The 14,733-nt window shown below is 62.4% G+C and carries 16 protein-coding genes; 14 read left to right on the top strand and 2 right to left on the bottom strand.

Annotation, left to right across the window (positions count from 1 at the left end; genetic code table 11):
• Position 1 precedes the first annotated feature (1 nt).
• From Y703_RS0114575 to Y703_RS0114565, 3 genes are read left to right on the top strand one after another with little or no spacing between them, the layout of a single operon-like run.
• Entirely contained in the window at positions 2-655 is a 654-nt protein-coding gene (locus Y703_RS0114575) for a CoA transferase subunit B (protein ID WP_026553288.1), read from the top strand.
• Positions 648-1,157 (top strand): MaoC family dehydratase, encoded by a 510-nt coding sequence (locus Y703_RS0114570; RefSeq protein ID WP_026553287.1) that lies wholly within the window; start codon positions 648-650, stop codon positions 1,155-1,157. Before Y703_RS0114575 ends, Y703_RS0114570 begins: the two co-directional genes overlap by 8 nt.
• Positions 1,154-1,966: an HpcH/HpaI aldolase/citrate lyase family protein gene (locus tag Y703_RS0114565; protein WP_026553286.1), complete on the top strand. Its 813-nt coding sequence runs from the start codon at positions 1,154-1,156 to the stop codon at positions 1,964-1,966. Before Y703_RS0114570 ends, Y703_RS0114565 begins: the two co-directional genes overlap by 4 nt.
• A 47-nt stretch (positions 1,967-2,013) precedes the next feature.
• Here Y703_RS0114565 and Y703_RS20175 read toward each other — a convergent pair whose 3' ends face one another.
• Positions 2,014-3,444, bottom strand: coding sequence for an HNH endonuclease signature motif containing protein (locus Y703_RS20175; protein ID WP_051427628.1), 1,431 nt, complete (start codon positions 3,442-3,444; stop codon positions 2,014-2,016).
• A gap of 93 nt (positions 3,445-3,537) precedes the next feature.
• Between Y703_RS20175 and Y703_RS0114555 the strand changes: the two genes are divergently transcribed.
• The 11 genes from Y703_RS0114555 to Y703_RS0114505 all read left to right on the top strand — a co-directional run bounded on the left by Y703_RS0114555 (position 3,538) and on the right by Y703_RS0114505 (position 14,153).
• Entirely contained in the window at positions 3,538-4,206 is a 669-nt protein-coding gene (locus Y703_RS0114555) for an SDR family oxidoreductase (protein ID WP_026553285.1), read from the top strand.
• A 137-nt stretch (positions 4,207-4,343) separates the two neighbouring features.
• On the top strand, positions 4,344-5,561 hold the full coding sequence (dxr, locus tag Y703_RS0114550) for a 1-deoxy-D-xylulose-5-phosphate reductoisomerase (RefSeq protein WP_026553284.1): 1,218 nt from the start codon (positions 4,344-4,346) through the stop codon (positions 5,559-5,561).
• A gap of 12 nt (positions 5,562-5,573) precedes the next feature.
• On the top strand, positions 5,574-6,935 hold the full coding sequence (locus Y703_RS0114545) for a M50 family metallopeptidase (protein ID WP_035765378.1): 1,362 nt from the start codon (positions 5,574-5,576) through the stop codon (positions 6,933-6,935).
• 76 nt (positions 6,936-7,011) lie between these two features.
• Positions 7,012-7,638 carry a hypothetical protein gene (locus Y703_RS20170; protein ID WP_051427627.1) on the top strand — a complete coding sequence of 209 codons (627 nt, stop codon included), beginning with the start codon at positions 7,012-7,014 and terminating at the stop codon, positions 7,636-7,638.
• A gap of 56 nt (positions 7,639-7,694) precedes the next feature.
• Positions 7,695-8,201: a hypothetical protein gene (locus Y703_RS0114535; RefSeq protein ID WP_026553282.1), complete on the top strand. Its 507-nt coding sequence runs from the start codon at positions 7,695-7,697 to the stop codon at positions 8,199-8,201.
• A 19-nt stretch (positions 8,202-8,220) separates the two neighbouring features.
• On the top strand, positions 8,221-8,511 hold the full coding sequence (locus Y703_RS0114530; protein WP_026553281.1) for a YciI family protein: 291 nt from the start codon (positions 8,221-8,223) through the stop codon (positions 8,509-8,511).
• Between the two features lie 45 nt (positions 8,512-8,556).
• Complete coding sequence (gene ispG, locus Y703_RS0114525; RefSeq protein ID WP_026553280.1) at positions 8,557-9,723, top strand: flavodoxin-dependent (E)-4-hydroxy-3-methylbut-2-enyl-diphosphate synthase; 1,167 nt, start codon at positions 8,557-8,559, stop codon at positions 9,721-9,723.
• 40 nt (positions 9,724-9,763) lie between these two features.
• Positions 9,764-10,615 (top strand): GNAT family N-acetyltransferase, encoded by an 852-nt coding sequence (locus Y703_RS0114520; RefSeq protein WP_051427626.1) that lies wholly within the window; start codon positions 9,764-9,766, stop codon positions 10,613-10,615.
• Between the two features lie 13 nt (positions 10,616-10,628).
• On the top strand, positions 10,629-11,438 hold the full coding sequence (locus tag Y703_RS0114515) for a hypothetical protein (protein ID WP_026553278.1): 810 nt from the start codon (positions 10,629-10,631) through the stop codon (positions 11,436-11,438).
• 102 nt (positions 11,439-11,540) lie between these two features.
• Positions 11,541-13,340, top strand: coding sequence for a proline--tRNA ligase (locus Y703_RS0114510; protein ID WP_026553277.1), 1,800 nt, complete (start codon positions 11,541-11,543; stop codon positions 13,338-13,340).
• Between the two features lie 9 nt (positions 13,341-13,349).
• Complete coding sequence (locus tag Y703_RS0114505; RefSeq protein WP_026553276.1) at positions 13,350-14,153, top strand: sulfite exporter TauE/SafE family protein; 804 nt, start codon at positions 13,350-13,352, stop codon at positions 14,151-14,153.
• 25 nt (positions 14,154-14,178) lie between these two features.
• Here the strand turns inward: Y703_RS0114505 and Y703_RS21725 are convergent.
• Positions 14,179-14,733: aminoglycoside phosphotransferase family protein (locus Y703_RS21725; RefSeq protein ID WP_035765374.1), on the bottom strand; the 555-nt coding region annotated here is incomplete at its 5' end.

The following is a 14,733-nucleotide window of genomic DNA, read 5'->3' as shown; positions in this document are numbered from 1 at the left end:
CATGGCACTGACACGCAACGAACTCGCTGCCCGCGTCGCCCAGGAACTGGAGAATGGGCAGTACGTCAATCTCGGCATCGGCATGCCCACCTTGATTCCCAACTACATCCCCGCTGGCGTCGAAGTGGTGCTCCACTCCGAGAACGGCATTCTTGGCGTCGGGCCCTATCCCACCGAAGCGCAGCTCGACCCGGATCTGATCAACGCAGGCAAGGAAACTGTGACAGTCAACGCCGGGGCAGCCTTCTTCGACTCGGCCGCGTCCTTCGGCATGATCCGTGGCGGGCACGTCGATGTGGCAGTGCTCGGCGCAATGGAAGTTGCCACGAACGGCGACCTCGCCAACTGGATGATTCCCGGCAAGATGGTCAAGGGCATGGGCGGCGCCATGGACCTGGTGTTTGGTGCAAAGCGGGTCATCGTGATGATGGAACACGTCGACCGCAGTGGCAAGCCCAAGATCGTCAGCTCCTGCTCGCTCCCCTTGACCGGCAAAGCGTGCGTCAACCGGATCATCACCGACCTTGCGGTGATCGACGTCGACGCTGACCGTAACGGTGGCACGCTGGTGCTGCGTGAGACGGCGCCGGGAGTAAGTGTCGACGAGGTTATTGCCGCCACCGGAGCCCCCCTGGAGATCAACCTTCATGGCTGAGGCAACGGTGCCGGATCCGCAGCGGGACGTCGTCGAACAGCGAGGCCTCTACTTCGAGGAACTGGACACCGAGGTTGTCTATTCGCACAAGCCGGGGCGCACCCTGACTGAAACTGACAATGTCCTGTTCACAACGATGACGATGAACACTCAGGCCCTGCACCTCGACGCGGCGTGGAGTGAGTCCCAGCCCTTTGGGCAGCGGCTGATGAACTCGATGCTGACGTTGGCCACAGTCGTCGGGCAATCGGTTCCGCAGCTGACCCAGGGGACTATTGTGGCGCAGCTGGGGATGACCGACGTGGGATTTCCGCACCCGCTGTTCCACGGTGACACGCTGTACACCGAGACCATCGTGACGCAGAAGCGGTTATCTGGGTCACGACCAGGGCAGGGCATTGTGACAATGGAACACACCGGCCGCAACCAGGACGGAACAGTCGTCGCAACAGTTACCCGGAGCGTGTTGATGTGGACAAAAAAAGGACATCTAGGTTCATGAGCACCTTCACCATGGGTCCGGCGTTGCTGTTCTGTCCGGCCGACCGGCCGGAGCGGTTTGGCAAGGCAGCCGAGCGGGCGGACGCGGTGATCCTTGATCTCGAGGATGCAGTCTCTCCGGCCGATAAGGCTGCGGCACGTGATGCTGTAGCTGTTAGCCGGCTCGACCCGTCCAGCACAATCGTGAGGATCAATCCTGCCTCCACACCTGACTTTGTGCTCGATGTCGAGATGCTCAAACACACCGACTACCGCACGGTCATGCTGGCCAAGACGGAGTCTGCTGACAACGTGTGGGGGTTGAACGCCTTCGCGGTTGTTGCCCTGTGTGAAACCGCTTCAGGGATTCTCAATGCGCAGGCGATTGCTGCCGAACCCAACGTGGTGGCATTGATGTGGGGCGCCGAGGACCTGGTGGCGTCGTTGGGTGGGTCGTCGAGCAGGGCAGACGACGGGTCCTACCGGCACGTCGCCCTGCACTCACGGTCCCATGTGCTGCTCTCGGCCGCTGCCGCTGGCAAGTCGGCGATGGATTCGGTTTTCATCAATATCGCCGATCTGGGCGGGCTGGCCGCGGAATCCCGCGACGCAGTCGCCTCAGGGTTCGGCTCGAAGGCATGTATTCATCCGAGTCAGGTGACGGTGATTCGTGAGGCGTACCGGCCAGGGCCGGACGAGATCGACTACGCCCGCGCCATTCTTGCTGAGGCCCAGCGAAGCGGCGGAGTGTTCCAGTTTCGGGGACGGATGATCGACGGTCCGATTCTTCGTCACGCCGAGCAGACGTTGGCGAGAACTGGGGAAAGTTAGTCCCGGCCCACCCCGGCCCGGTCGTCCCCGCGTTGCCCCTGTACGCCTCAGAACGGGGGCGGATCATTTCGTGGCAACTGCTGCGGCGACGAACGCGCTGGCGCCAGATCGATAGCGGGCGAGGTGGAATACTTCAGGCCCGATGGCGAGGTCCACCTCAACCAACCGGGACGCTCCTGCACCACATTCCACCGGGCGAGCGTTTTGAAACGGTGATGCTTCCTACACAGATGGGCAAGATTAGTGTGATGAGTATCCTGAACCTTGGCCCAAGGCACTACATGATCAATCTCGCAATTCGCTGCCGAACGACTACACCCGGGGAAGCGGCAGGTTTCGTCACGAACCCGAAGCCAGCGACGGACTATCGGAGTGGGGAGCCTTCTCTTCCGCCCAATAGCCAGTAGATCGCCCTGCCCATTGATCAGAAGCGGCGTGAATGACCCAGCCAACGCAGCAATATCGCGGGCGACATCAAAGCCAAGTGGCCCATACCCTTCAAGATTCCCGGCATGATCGGTCAGCCCGGCGAGGGTAGTCGCATCAATAGTCACCAGCACGTCCGGACCCGTGAATCGCCGTTGAGGCTGGGACTCGCCCGACGATTCAGGTCCCGGCCCAGCAGAATATCCAGGCAGCTCGCACCGGCCCGTCAACAGGTCGCTGAATACGTCGGCACGAAGCTGGGGGAGTGTGCGCGATTCGTCGGGCCCCTGACACTGCCGGGCAAGCATGGTGAGACGGTTGTGGATGCCGATACCTGTCTGTGCCGGCAGATAGGCGGACAGCCAGCACATGCCATCGTCGGCTGGCGTTACCTGGACTGACCGGTCGTTGACCACAATTGCCCGGCGGTCTTGAATCGTTTCGGGATGGAGCCGCTCACATTCGCGACGGGCAACCCGACAGAGCTTGGCCCGTGTCATGCCGGGAGCTTTGCCCAACAACTCAGCCTCGAACGCCCGGCGCGCCGCAGCAGGCAGGAGCGATGCTTCCTCGACGATGGTCAACGCCGGCGGGTAGTTGATCTTGCCCCAGGTAAGGGCCTCAAGTGTGGCCGGGAAATCCTGGCACAGAGCGATGCTGTTCCGAAGCAGGGCCTTCGCAGTGCGTTCCGGAATCCTCAATGCGCAGCCCACCTCAGTTGCTGCAAGACCCTCGGCCATCAGCATTCTTAAGTGACTCACCGACTCAGGATTGCAATGACCATCGAGAATCTCAGGCTTCTGCGCCTCGTCATGAAACTGCTGGTCGATCACGGCGACCACCCTCGCCCGCTGCGCCTGAGCCCAGCCGATGAGTGATTCGAGAATCGTGAGTGTCTCAACCGCCCGCTCCGGCGATAGCTCCTTCTCACGGAACATACAGATGCCTCCGCTCACCCCGGGCTTCACCGGAATTGTGGTGGGCGTTCCGCCGCTGCCGGGCGGCGTCGTGTCCGGTCCCGGGTGCGTCCGCTCAGCTGATTCAACTGCCATACCTGATTATATTCGAACACGTATTCGATAGCTAGATTCTTACTCAATTTAGTCAGCGGGAATTTGTGGGAGTCAGCTGGCCGTTAACCCAGTATGAGAACAGTGATAGCAGGAGCCCACGGAAAAATTGCCCGCGAACTCACCCGCCAACTGGTTCAACAGGGTCACGAAGTTGTAGGACTGATCCGCAACCCGGAGCACAACAAGGACATTGAGAACGACGGCGGAACGCCAGCAGTGGTCGATCTTGAGTCGAGCACCGCCGACGAGGTCGCTCAGGTGCTCGCCGAAGCCGACGCTGTCGTCTTCGCCGCCGGGTCCGGCCCGGGTAGCACCGCAGAGCGAAAAGACACAGTCGACCGAGGCGGTTCTGTACTGCTGGCCGACGCGGCCGAGATTGCCGGAGTCAAGCGCTTTGTCCAGGTTTCATCGATGGGTGCGGATTCGGTCCGCGATGGCCAGCGCCCAGACGGTCTCGACGACATCTTCTACGCCTACCTCCAGGCGAAGCTGGCCGCAGAGGATGACCTGGCAGCACGGTCCTTCAGCTGGACGGTCGTCCGGCCCGGCGGGCTCACCGATGACTCAGCGACCGGTCGGGTGCGTCTCGCATCGAAGACCGGCGAGGGCTCGGTTCCCCGGAAGGATGTTGCAGCAGTGCTCGCAGCGCTGCTCGAATCCAAGCTGGGGGATCGGCAGATCATCGAGCTGATCTCCGGCGAGGAAGCGATCGCCGACGCGCTCGCCTCGATCAGCCGGTAACTCGATCCTCCCGTAACTAAGCACCCGGATTCCCACAAACGGCCTGGGGGCTCAGAAACTGCCGGTCACACCGGCGGAACTGAGCCTGTGGGCCGTTTTTGCGCCACGGTAGCGGACCTGTGCGCGATACTTGAACCATGGAATTTACCGCCCCTGACACTGGACGCCGCCGGGTTGTCATTCTCGGATCCACCGGTTCAATCGGAACGCAGGCCATCGATGTCATCCGCCAGTCACCCGAGCGGTTCATCGTCACCGCCATCGCCGCCGGGGGCAGGGATCTGGCGCTGCTGGCCGAACAGGCTGTAGCAGTCAACGCGCAGGCAGTAGCATCGGCAACTGGCTCTGAAGCAGAACTCAGTGATGCCATCCGCAAGGCCGCTGCCGAGGCGACGTCCGCAAAGAACTACTCCCCGACGCTGTTCACTGGACCGGACGCTGCGACCCACCTTGCCGCCTGGCCCGACGCCGACGTCGTCCTCAACGGCATCACCGGATCCATCGGGCTCGCCCCGACCCTCGCTGCGCTCAAGGCCGGACATCTGCTCGCCCTCGCCAACAAGGAATCCCTCATCGTCGGTGGCCGGTTGGTCCAGGATGCGGCGGCTGATGGCCAGGTAGTGCCGGTGGATTCGGAGCACTCGGCGATCGCCCAATGCCTCCGCTCCGGCGCCGCTGCTGAGGTGGAGCGGCTGATCCTGACAGCTTCCGGCGGCCCGTTCCGAGGCAAGGTCCGCGGGGAACTCCAGGACGTGACGGCGCAGCAGGCCCTGGCCCACCCCACCTGGGACATGGGAAAAATGGTCACCACCAACTCCGCCACCATGGTGAACAAAGCCCTCGAGGTCATCGAGGCGCATATGCTCTTCGGCGTCCCGCTGGAGCGGATCGACGTCGTCGTCCATCCGCAGTCGATCATCCACTCAATGGTGCAGTTCACTGACGGGTCCACTATCGCCCAGGCCTCACCACCCGATATGCGCCTGCCCATTGCCCTCGGCATTGGCTGGCCACACCGGGTCCCAGGCGCGGCAACCCCCTGCGACTGGACGACGGCGGCCACCTGGACGTTCGAGCCCCTCGACGAGGAAGCCTTCCCCGCCGTGCGGCTCGCCAAAGCTGCCGCAGCGCGCGGAGGGACGGCGATGGCGGTCTACAACGCCGCCAATGAGGAGGCCGTCGAGGCTTTTCACAGCGGAGCAATAGGTTTCACTGACATTGTGGATACGGTGGAGGCCGTCACCGCCGAGCACGATGGCGGCGGGGAACTCACCCTCAGCAGCGTGCTCGACGCCGAGAAGCGGGCACGCACACTGGCCCGGATCCGTTGTGGTGTGCAGGATCAGTACAGCTAAACCAAAGGAAACGTGTTGTCCATTCTGCTCTTCGTTCTGGGAGTGCTCTTCGTTGCAATAGGCATTGCTGCGTCCATCGCTCTGCACGAAGTGGGGCACCTTGTCCCCGCCAAGCTCTTCAAAGTTCGAGTCACCCAGTACATGATCGGATTCGGGCCAACGCTGTTCTCCCGGCGCCGCGGCGAAACTGAGTATGGGTTCAAGGCCATCCCCCTGGGCGGTTACGTCTCAATGGTGGGGATGTTCCCGCCCGCCAAAGTCGACGACGTTGCCGCCAACGGAACAACTGTTCGCCGATCCAGCACGGGAATGTTCCAGCAGCTCACCACCGATGCGCGGCAGGCTGCCGCCGAGCAGCTCCAACCCGGCGACGAAAGCAGGGTCTTCTACAAACTGCCGATCTGGAAGCGCATCATCATCATGCTCGGTGGGCCAACTATGAACCTGATCATCGGTGTCATCATGTTCGCCATCCTCATCATGGGCTTCGGCTCACCCCAGGCGACCACTACAGTCTCCGAGGTCTACGAGTGCGTGGTTCCGGCCAGTCAGCAGGAAACAACCGGGCAGACGGCGTGCACCGACGAGGATCCCGCCGCTCCGGCGTTCGACGCCGGGCTGCAACCCGGCGACCGCGTGGTGAGCTACGACGGTCAGGACGTCGCCGACTGGACCCAGTTGTCCGCGTGGATCCGGGACACCGCAGGCGAAGAAACTGCCATTACCTATGTGCGCGACGGCGAAACGATTAACTCCACCATTACGCCCCTGTTGACTGAACGCCCTGTGCCCGACATCGACGGCCGTCCCATGCTCAACGATGACGGCACCCAGGTTCTGGAAGCCGTCGGATTCATCGGGGTCGGATCGCAGCAGGAACTGGTTCCGGGTTCGCCCAGCGAGGTACTGCCAGCGGTGGGAGAAAATGTTGTCGCAGTGACCGGTGTTGTGATCAATCTGCCGCAGCGCGTCGTCGAGGTGGGCCAGGCAGCGTTCTCTGATGCGCCGCGCGATCCGGAAGGTCCCATCAGCGTGGTGGGCGTCGGTCGAATTGCTGGCGAGGTCTCGGCGATGGATGAGATTCCCATCGAATCCCGCGTGGCAACCCTGGTTGGCCTGGTGGGAGGCGTCAATATTGCGCTGTTCGTCTTCAACCTCATTCCCCTCCTGCCACTTGACGGCGGACACATCGCGGGGGCCCTGTGGGAGGGAGCCCGAAGGGCGTTCGCGAAGCTCGTTCACCGCCCCGACCCTGGCCCTTTCGATATGGCTAAACTCCTTCCACTCACCTATGTGGTTGCAGTGCTTCTGATGGGGATGGGCGCGCTCTTGATTTACGCGGACATCGTGAAGCCGGTCAACCTGTTTGGCTAGCGCGACAGAATGGTTGTAATTCGATTTGAGCACTAAATAGGTTGTAATTCGATTTGCAACCGTATATGGTTGTTCCATGTTTGTGATGACGATCGACCAGAAGGGCAGTTCCCACGCCGACGACGGCGTCCCCGGCTTGCTGGACCTGCTGCGAACAGTGCCCGCCGTCGTACCCTTCGAACGTTCGGTCGGTGATGAGGTGCAGGGCGTCCTTGATTCTCCCGAGGCAGTGGTTGACGTCGCCCTCCGGTGTCTGCGGGAGCGCGGCTGGTACGTCGGAATCGGGGTAGGCGACGTCGAACTGCCCCTCCCGTCCAGCCCCAGGGAAGGCAGGGGAGCTGCGTTTGTTGCCGCTCGCTCAGCCGTCGAACGCGCCAAAAAAGCCGGTGACCGCGCAAGCGTAGCGGTGGACGGCTGTCCGGGGACCGCCGAAGCCGAGGGGGTGCTGATGCTGATCGGGTTGCACGTCACGAAACGGTCAGCGGCCGAATGGCGCATCCTGGATCTGCTGGAACCGGGAAAGTGGGGCAGTCAGACGGTGGCTGCTAAACAGCTGGGCGTTACCTCCCAGGCAGTCAGCAAGGCAGTGGCCCGCTCAGCGTGGGTCGAGGAATGGGCTGCCCGGCCCGCTGCGGCGGTCCTGCTGCGCCGGGCTGACTCACCTAGGGCCGACGTGGCAGCGCACTCCATCATTCGAGACTAAAACGTCAGACCTGCGCTGTAGAGTCCCGGTGTAATGACAGGAAGGCAAGGACCGAGATGGACGTACTGTGGGTAATCCTGACGCTGCTGGTGGCGGCAGGTGTTGGCTGGCCGGTGACCATTGGTGTGCTGAAGCTCGCACGCTCGGTTGATGAGCACGAAACAGTTGATGAGCACGAAACAGCCGACGAGCATGAAACAGCCGACGGGCATGAAACAGCCGACGGGCACGCAGCGCCGCGCTCGTCGGCTACCCGCGCCCCGGAAATTGTGATTCCTGCCCCACCGGCGCGCGAACCCACAACGCCGTCCCAGCCGGCACCCCGGCCTGGAGTGCTTCGCGGCGGGCTGGTCATCGGCATTCTCGAACGTCTAGGGGTGGCCGGTGCCATCCTCGCCAATGAACCGGTAGCGATCGCCTACGTGGTAGCGATCAAAGGTCTTGGCAGATACGCAGAACTGAAGGAAACCCCTGCGGTTGCCGAGCGGTTCATCATTGGAACCCTGACCTCCCTGCTGTGGGCTGCTGCCGTGGCGGCCTCCGCGGCGGTGTACCTGCTGTAATCCCGTATAAGGTGGTTCCATGAGTGTTTTCGCAGTGGAATATGTGTATGGCCCTGATACCTCCGGTCTTCGCGACGAGCACCGGCCGGCTCACCGCGAGTGGCTCAACAGCCTGGTCACCGGAGGGCGGGTGCTCTCTGCCGGCGCATTCGCCGATGGGGCGGGCGCCCTCCTGATCTTCACAGCCGATGACGAGCAATCGCTCAATAATCTTCTCCGCCAGGATCCGTTCGCGCTTGAAGGTGCTATCGCTGCAGTCAAGGCTACCGAGTGGAAGCCCGGCATTGGCCAGTTCGCACACTACGTCTGAGCCGACTAAATTTGTTGAACCGATGAACTACACATGGAGGATCCTTTGACCTCGGTCAGTTTAGGAATGCCAGAAGCCCCGCCGCTCGTCCTTGCACCGCGTCGCAAAACCCGGCAGATCAAGGTGGGCTCAGTGGGCGTCGGATCGGACTCGCCCATCAGCATCCAGTCCATGACCACTACACCCACCACCGACATCAATGCCACCCTTCAGCAGATCGCTGAACTGACCGCCACCGGCTGTGACATTGTGCGCGTTGCGTGCCCGTCAGCCGACGACGCCGAAGCCCTGCCGATCATTGCCCGGAAATCGCAGATCCCGGTCATCGCCGACATCCACTTCCAGCCGAAGTACGTGTTCGCCGCGATCGATGCGGGCTGCGCAGCTGTCCGGGTCAATCCCGGCAACATCCGTAAGTTTGACGACCAGATCAAGGAAATCGCCGCCGCGGCAAAGGACGCCGGAACGTCGATCCGAATTGGGGTCAACGCCGGGTCACTCGATCCGCGTCTGATGGAAAAGTACGGGAAAGCTACCCCTGAGGCGCTTGTCGAATCGGCTGTCTGGGAAGCCTCCCTCTTCGAGGAACACGATTTCCACGATTTCAAAATCTCTGTCAAGCACAATGACCCGGTGATCATGGTTCGCGCGTACGAGCTGCTGGCTGAGCGCGGTGACTGGCCCCTGCACCTTGGCGTAACCGAAGCGGGCCCCGCTTTCCAGGGGACCATCAAATCTGCTACTGCCTTTGGCGCCCTGCTCTCCAAGGGCATTGGTGACACCATCCGTGTGTCGCTCTCAGCACCGCCCGTTGAAGAGGTCAAGGTTGGCACCCAGATCCTGCAGTCGCTGAACCTGCGGCCACGCAAACTGGAAATTGTGTCCTGCCCCTCCTGTGGCCGCGCCCAGGTGGACGTCTACACGCTGGCCGAGCAGGTGACCGCCGGCCTCGAAGGCATGGAGATCCCACTGCGCGTCGCAGTCATGGGTTGCGTTGTGAATGGTCCAGGCGAGGCCCGCGAGGCCGATCTTGGCGTTGCCTCAGGTAACGGAAAGGGCCAGATCTTCGTCAAGGGACAGGTAATTAAGACTGTTCCGGAAGACCAGATTGTTGAGACACTTATTGAAGAAGCGATGAGAATAGCCGAGGAGATGGGGGAAGCTGATGGCGAGACTGCTGGCCAGGGTGGCCCCATGGTTACCGTCAGTTAGGTCACACGCCGAGCAACTCACCACAGCGGGTCGGTCGGGGATGGCGAGTCCAGCCGAGCCCGACGGGTTCGTCACGCTCGACAAGGAACACAACGAGGCGCTTGCGCGCCTGGTTGAGCGTGATCCTACGGCCAACGTCTTCATCACCTCGCACCTCGAAGCATCCCGCGGCCTGTCACCTTCCTACGAGGGTGGAGAAGTGATCGGCATTTTCGCCGGGGGAGAACTGGTGTCCGCATGCTGGGCCGGCGTCAACCTGGTGCCGATTGGGGTGTCAGCGGCTGACGGTGCAGCCCTCGGCACGCATTTAGGGCAATCCGGACGTAAATTCTCCTCCATCTTTGGGCCTGCTGAAGCAGTGCTTGCCATCTGGTCCACCCTGCAGCAGTTCAGCCCTGAGCCGTTTGACGTGCGGCCCACCCAGCCGCTGCTGGCCATCACCGGTCACCCCCTAGTGGAACCAGCTGCTGGCCTCCGTTTCACCAGGGAGGACGAGCTGGACGTGATAGTGCCAGCGTGTGCCGCCATGTTCGAGGAAGAGGTGGGATACTCACCCTTCGTTGGCGGCGGCGAACACTACCGGCGTCGGGTGGCATCATTGGTCCGGCGTCAGGCGTCCCTGGCCGATTTCGACGACGACGGCCAGGTAATTTTCAAAGCCGAGCTGGGCACCGTCTCGAGGACGACGGTCCAGATCCAAGGCGTGTGGATGAACCCTGCCTATCGTGGTCAGGGGCTCAGCGCGAGCTACCTTGCCGCTGTCGTCCTGGCCGCCCAGCGGCGCGCCCCGGTAGTGAGCCTGTACGTCAATTCGTTCAACACCAGGGCTCTGGCCGCCTACAACACGGTGGGGTTCCGTGAAGTAGGGACTTTCGCTACGGTCCTGCTATGAGAACGGCTTCGGCATGAGCAACCTGAGGGTGCGCTGGGCGACCGCCGTGTCCGGCGCAACACTCCTGGTCATCGCCGGGTGCAGCGCAAACCAGGGCACCGATGAGCTGCCGGCCCCCGCAACACTGTCGGCCGAACCGACTGACAGCGTTGAACCGACTGACAGCGTTGAACCGACTGACGTGACCGGAAACGATCCTGGGACGGGCAGCGAGTCCGGCGCCGAGTACACCCCCGCCGAACTGGAAACTGCACTGACACTGGTGAACGAAGGGGAGTCCCTCGCCGGCGCCATCCTCACCGACGAGGACATCCGTGAGCTCGTCGCCGCTTCAGGGGGCGAAGCACCCAGTGATCTCACAGTCTCTCCTGAAGAATGCAATGTCTTTGCGGATACGGACATTGCCCAACCGGGTCTCAACTCCAGCCTTGCGGTAATGACGTTCGCCGGGGCGTCATCGCTGCAACCGGATTCGCTCAGCCTGACAAGTCAGACATCTGATGGACTCATCCAGCAGCAGATTGAGGCCAACCGGACCCAGCTTCAGGAGTGCTCCGAGTTCGAGTTGACCATTGCGGGAGAGGTAGTTTCGGCGGCTGTCACCGAGCTGTCGGCCACCACCGACGCCGACAGAACCTTCGCAGTCCGCACCGTGGTGCAGGTGCCAGGGACTATTGAAGAGACGGTTTCCTTGACCGCACTCCTCGGTACCACCACCATCAACGCCACTGTCGGCAGTTCCGGGGACAGCAGCCGGGATCTGGCCAGGGGCGAAGACCTTGTCGACGCGGCAGTCGCGGCTTTACTCAGCCTGCAGAGCTGATCGGCAACGCCCCGTGTCATCCGCCGCTGTCTGAAACAGCTAGATTGGTATCTGATTGAAAACTGCCTTGGCAGTCAGTGCTGAAGAAACGGATTTTAACGCGTGGTCCTTCGACTCTCCACCCTCTTCCTGCGTACCTTGCGCGAGGACCCCTCCGACGCTGAGGTGGCCAGCCACCGGCTCCTGGTGCGGGCCGGCTACATCCGCAGGGCGGCGCCCGGGATTTATAGCTGGCTGCCGCTGGGCCTGCGGGTACTTGGCAAGGTGGAGACCATCATCCGCGAGGAGATGGCCGCCATCGGCGCGCAGGAGGTGCACTTCCCTGCGTTGCTCCCCAAAGAGCCCTATGAGGCCACAAACCGGTGGACCGAGTACGGCGACGGAATTTTCCGCCTGCAGGACCGCAAGGGTGCCGACTACCTTTTGGCGCCGACCCACGAGGAGATGTTCACCCTCCTGGTCAAGGACCTGTATAACTCGTACAAGGACCTTCCGCTGAGCCTGTTCCAGATCCAGTCCAAGTACCGTGACGAGGCCCGGCCCCGCGCTGGCCTGCTGCGGGGCAGGGAATTCATCATGAAGGATTCCTATTCCTTCGACATCGACGACGCCGGTCTGGAACGTAGCTACCAGCTCCACCGTGCCGCGTACCTGCGGATCTTCGAGCGTCTTGGCCTGACAGTGGTCCCCGTCGCCGCCACGGCCGGCGCCATGGGTGGGTCAAAGAGCGAAGAGTTCCTGCACCCTTCCGAGATCGGCGAAGACACCTTCGTCGCCTCCGAGGGCGGCTATACAGCTAACGTTGAAGCGGTCACCACTGTCGTGCCGCAGGAGATCGACTTCACCGGTGCCGCCCCTGCGGAAATCAAGGACACCCCCAATACCCCGACCATCGACACACTGGTCAGCCACGCCAACGAGGTCAATGCCCGCGAGAGCGGTCAGTGGACCGCAGCTGACACCCTCAAGAACGTAGTCCTGGTTGCGGTCCTGTCAACAGGCGAGCGTCGCCTGGTGATCATCGGCCTGCCAGGTGACCGCACCGTGGACCTGAAGCGCATCGAAGCCAACCTTGCGCCGCACCTTGAGGTCGGTGGCGAAGTGATGGTGGAGCCGGCCTCGGACGAAGACCTGAGGAAGCATCCAGGATTGGTCAAGGGCTACATTGGCCCGGGGCTAAGCCTTGATGCGCCAGTCCTTGGCGCCGAAGCATCAACTGGGATTCCCTACCTGGTGGACCCGCGGGTGGTCTCCGGGACGTCCTGGATCACCGGGGCCAACGTCTCCGGAAAACACGTCTTCGGTCTCGTGGCAGCCCGTGATTTCTCCTGGGATGGGGTGATCGAGTGTGTCGAGGTGCGTGACGGCGACGAAGCACCTGATGGTTCCGGTCCGCTGAAGGCGGCGCGTGGCATCGAAATGGGACACATCTTCCAGCTGGGCCGTAAATACGCCGAAGCGTTGAACCTGAAGGTCCTCGACCAGAATGGCAAACTCGCTACAGTGACCATGGGCTCGTATGGGGTTGGGGTAACCCGCGCGATTGCTGCATTGGCCGAGTCGAACCGGGACGATAAAGGCATCATCTGGCCACGGAATGTTGCCCCCGCCGATATTCACCTGGTCGCCACGGGCAAGGGCGAGGAAATATTTGCCGCTGCCAACAAGCTCGCCGAAGATCTTGCCGCGGCCGGGCTGGACGTGATGTATGACGACCGCCTCAAGGTATCTCCCGGGGTGAAGTTCGGCGACGCCGAGTTGATTGGTGTGCCGACCATCGTCGTCGTCGGGCGCGGTCTGGCCGATGGCGTAGTGGAGGTCAAGGACCGCCGCAGTGGAGAGGCGCAGAACGTTGCAGTGGCAGAGGTAGTTGAGTACCTTAGCCGTCTAGTCACCGCGTAGCGGGACAGGGTGTATTCCGGGCTGGAGGAGATTCAGCTCGCCACCCTGGTGCTGGTGCTTGCCGCGGGGTTTGCTGCGGGTTGGGTGGATGCGGTAGTCGGCGGGGGCGGCCTGCTCCAGCTGCCCGCCCTCCTGCTGGTACCCGGGATCACCCCGGTGCAGGCACTGGCCACCAACAAGATGGGCTCGATCTTCGGGACCACGACGAGTGCCATCACCTACTATCGGCGTGCCAAACCGGATCTCAAAACAGCATTGCCGATGGCCGGGATCGCCCTTGTCGGTGGCTTCGGAGGTGCGATCATTGCGACGTCGTTGCCCTCGTCGGTCTTCAAACCGATCATTGTGATGGCCCTTATCTCGGTGGCCGTGTTCACCGCCTTCCGCCCCACAGTGGGCACGTTGACGCACCTGCGTCATTCCGGCCGGAGACACTACGGGACGGCCGCTGCGATAGGGCTGGTGATCGGGTTCTATGACGGGCTGATCGGTCCGGGCACCGGGTCCTTCCTGATCATCGCCATGGTGACACTCCTGGGCTACAGCTTCCTGGATGCGAGCGCCAAATCAAAGATCGTCAACCTCGCTACCAACTTTGGTGCCCTGATGTTCTTCCTGCCGAACGGTTCCCTGCTCTGGGGGTTGGGCCTTGTGCTTGGCCTCGCCAATATGGCTGGCGGTTACGTGGGCTCCCGAATGGCCATCACCCAGGGCAGCAGGTTCATCAGGATCGTCTTCCTGGTGGTTGTCGCTGCTCTGGTTGCCAAACTCGGCTATGACATATGGATCGAGAATATCCAACCGATGATCTAGCTCACGCCCAACCCTGAATTCAGGCTCAGGGCAGCACCAGGTTCGCTGGTGGCGGCAGCTCGGGCAGAGTCCGACGCAGGAGTGTGCTCGCCACCCACAGGGAACGCTGGGCAGCGTCCCGATTTCCGGCCTCCACGGCCGTGAGCGCGTTCTGGACCTCCCGGACCACCGACCAGTCCCTGGCCAGGAGCGGATCGAGGCCTGCAGCCGCGGCAAGGTCAGAGCATCTCTGCCTCAAGTGGCCTGCCGGATCACCGGGAAACAGGTCACGGATCCTGTTCCACAGCATGGGGGCGACGGCGAACTCGGCGTCGCCGATGACCGGTTTCGGGTCGATCGCCAGATAGCTGGCAGCGGTGGGCTCGGCGATGGCTCCCGTGGAGGCCATCCGGGGGAGGATGTTCAGGTAGTGCAGGTCGGAGTGCACCAGCACGTCGCACTCGGATCTTCGACCCACTGCTCCGCGCACCTGGCACACCTCCAGGGCGCACTCGAGCAGCCACCGGTCGAACGGTTGGCCGAGCCGGTCCCAATCTGCCGGTAGCGTGTCGGTCCACATCTCGGCTTGCGCCGCGACCGA

Origin of the sequence: Arthrobacter sp. H20, from assembly GCF_000520515.1 — a bacterium.
Lineage (GTDB): Bacteria > Actinomycetota > Actinomycetes > Actinomycetales > Micrococcaceae > Arthrobacter_D.
The sequence above is the reverse complement of the archived record's forward strand: the minus strand, read 5'-3'. Positions and strand labels throughout refer to the sequence as shown.

What these genes read in the sequence shown, in the direction of transcription:
- Y703_RS0114555 (WP_026553285.1), top strand. Translation starts at nt 3,538, where the DNA reads ATGAGAACAGTGATAGCAGGAGCCCACGGAAAAATTGCCCGCGAACTC.
- Y703_RS0114575 (WP_026553288.1), top strand. Translation starts at nt 2, where the DNA reads ATGGCACTGACACGCAACGAACTCGCTGCCCGCGTCGCCCAGGAACTG.
- Y703_RS0114515 (WP_026553278.1), top strand. Translation starts at nt 10,629, where the DNA reads ATGAGCAACCTGAGGGTGCGCTGGGCGACCGCCGTGTCCGGCGCAACA.
- Y703_RS0114535 (WP_026553282.1), top strand. Translation starts at nt 7,695, where the DNA reads ATGGACGTACTGTGGGTAATCCTGACGCTGCTGGTGGCGGCAGGTGTT.
- Y703_RS20170 (WP_051427627.1), top strand. Translation starts at nt 7,012, where the DNA reads ATGTTTGTGATGACGATCGACCAGAAGGGCAGTTCCCACGCCGACGAC.
- dxr (WP_026553284.1), top strand. Translation starts at nt 4,344, where the DNA reads ATGGAATTTACCGCCCCTGACACTGGACGCCGCCGGGTTGTCATTCTC.
- Y703_RS20175 (WP_051427628.1), bottom strand. Translation starts at nt 3,444, where the DNA reads ATGGCAGTTGAATCAGCTGAGCGGACGCACCCGGGACCGGACACGACG.
- Y703_RS0114520 (WP_051427626.1), top strand. Translation starts at nt 9,764, where the DNA reads ATGGCGAGTCCAGCCGAGCCCGACGGGTTCGTCACGCTCGACAAGGAA.
- Y703_RS0114530 (WP_026553281.1), top strand. Translation starts at nt 8,221, where the DNA reads ATGAGTGTTTTCGCAGTGGAATATGTGTATGGCCCTGATACCTCCGGT.
- Y703_RS0114565 (WP_026553286.1), top strand. Translation starts at nt 1,154, where the DNA reads ATGAGCACCTTCACCATGGGTCCGGCGTTGCTGTTCTGTCCGGCCGAC.
- Y703_RS0114570 (WP_026553287.1), top strand. Translation starts at nt 648, where the DNA reads ATGGCTGAGGCAACGGTGCCGGATCCGCAGCGGGACGTCGTCGAACAG.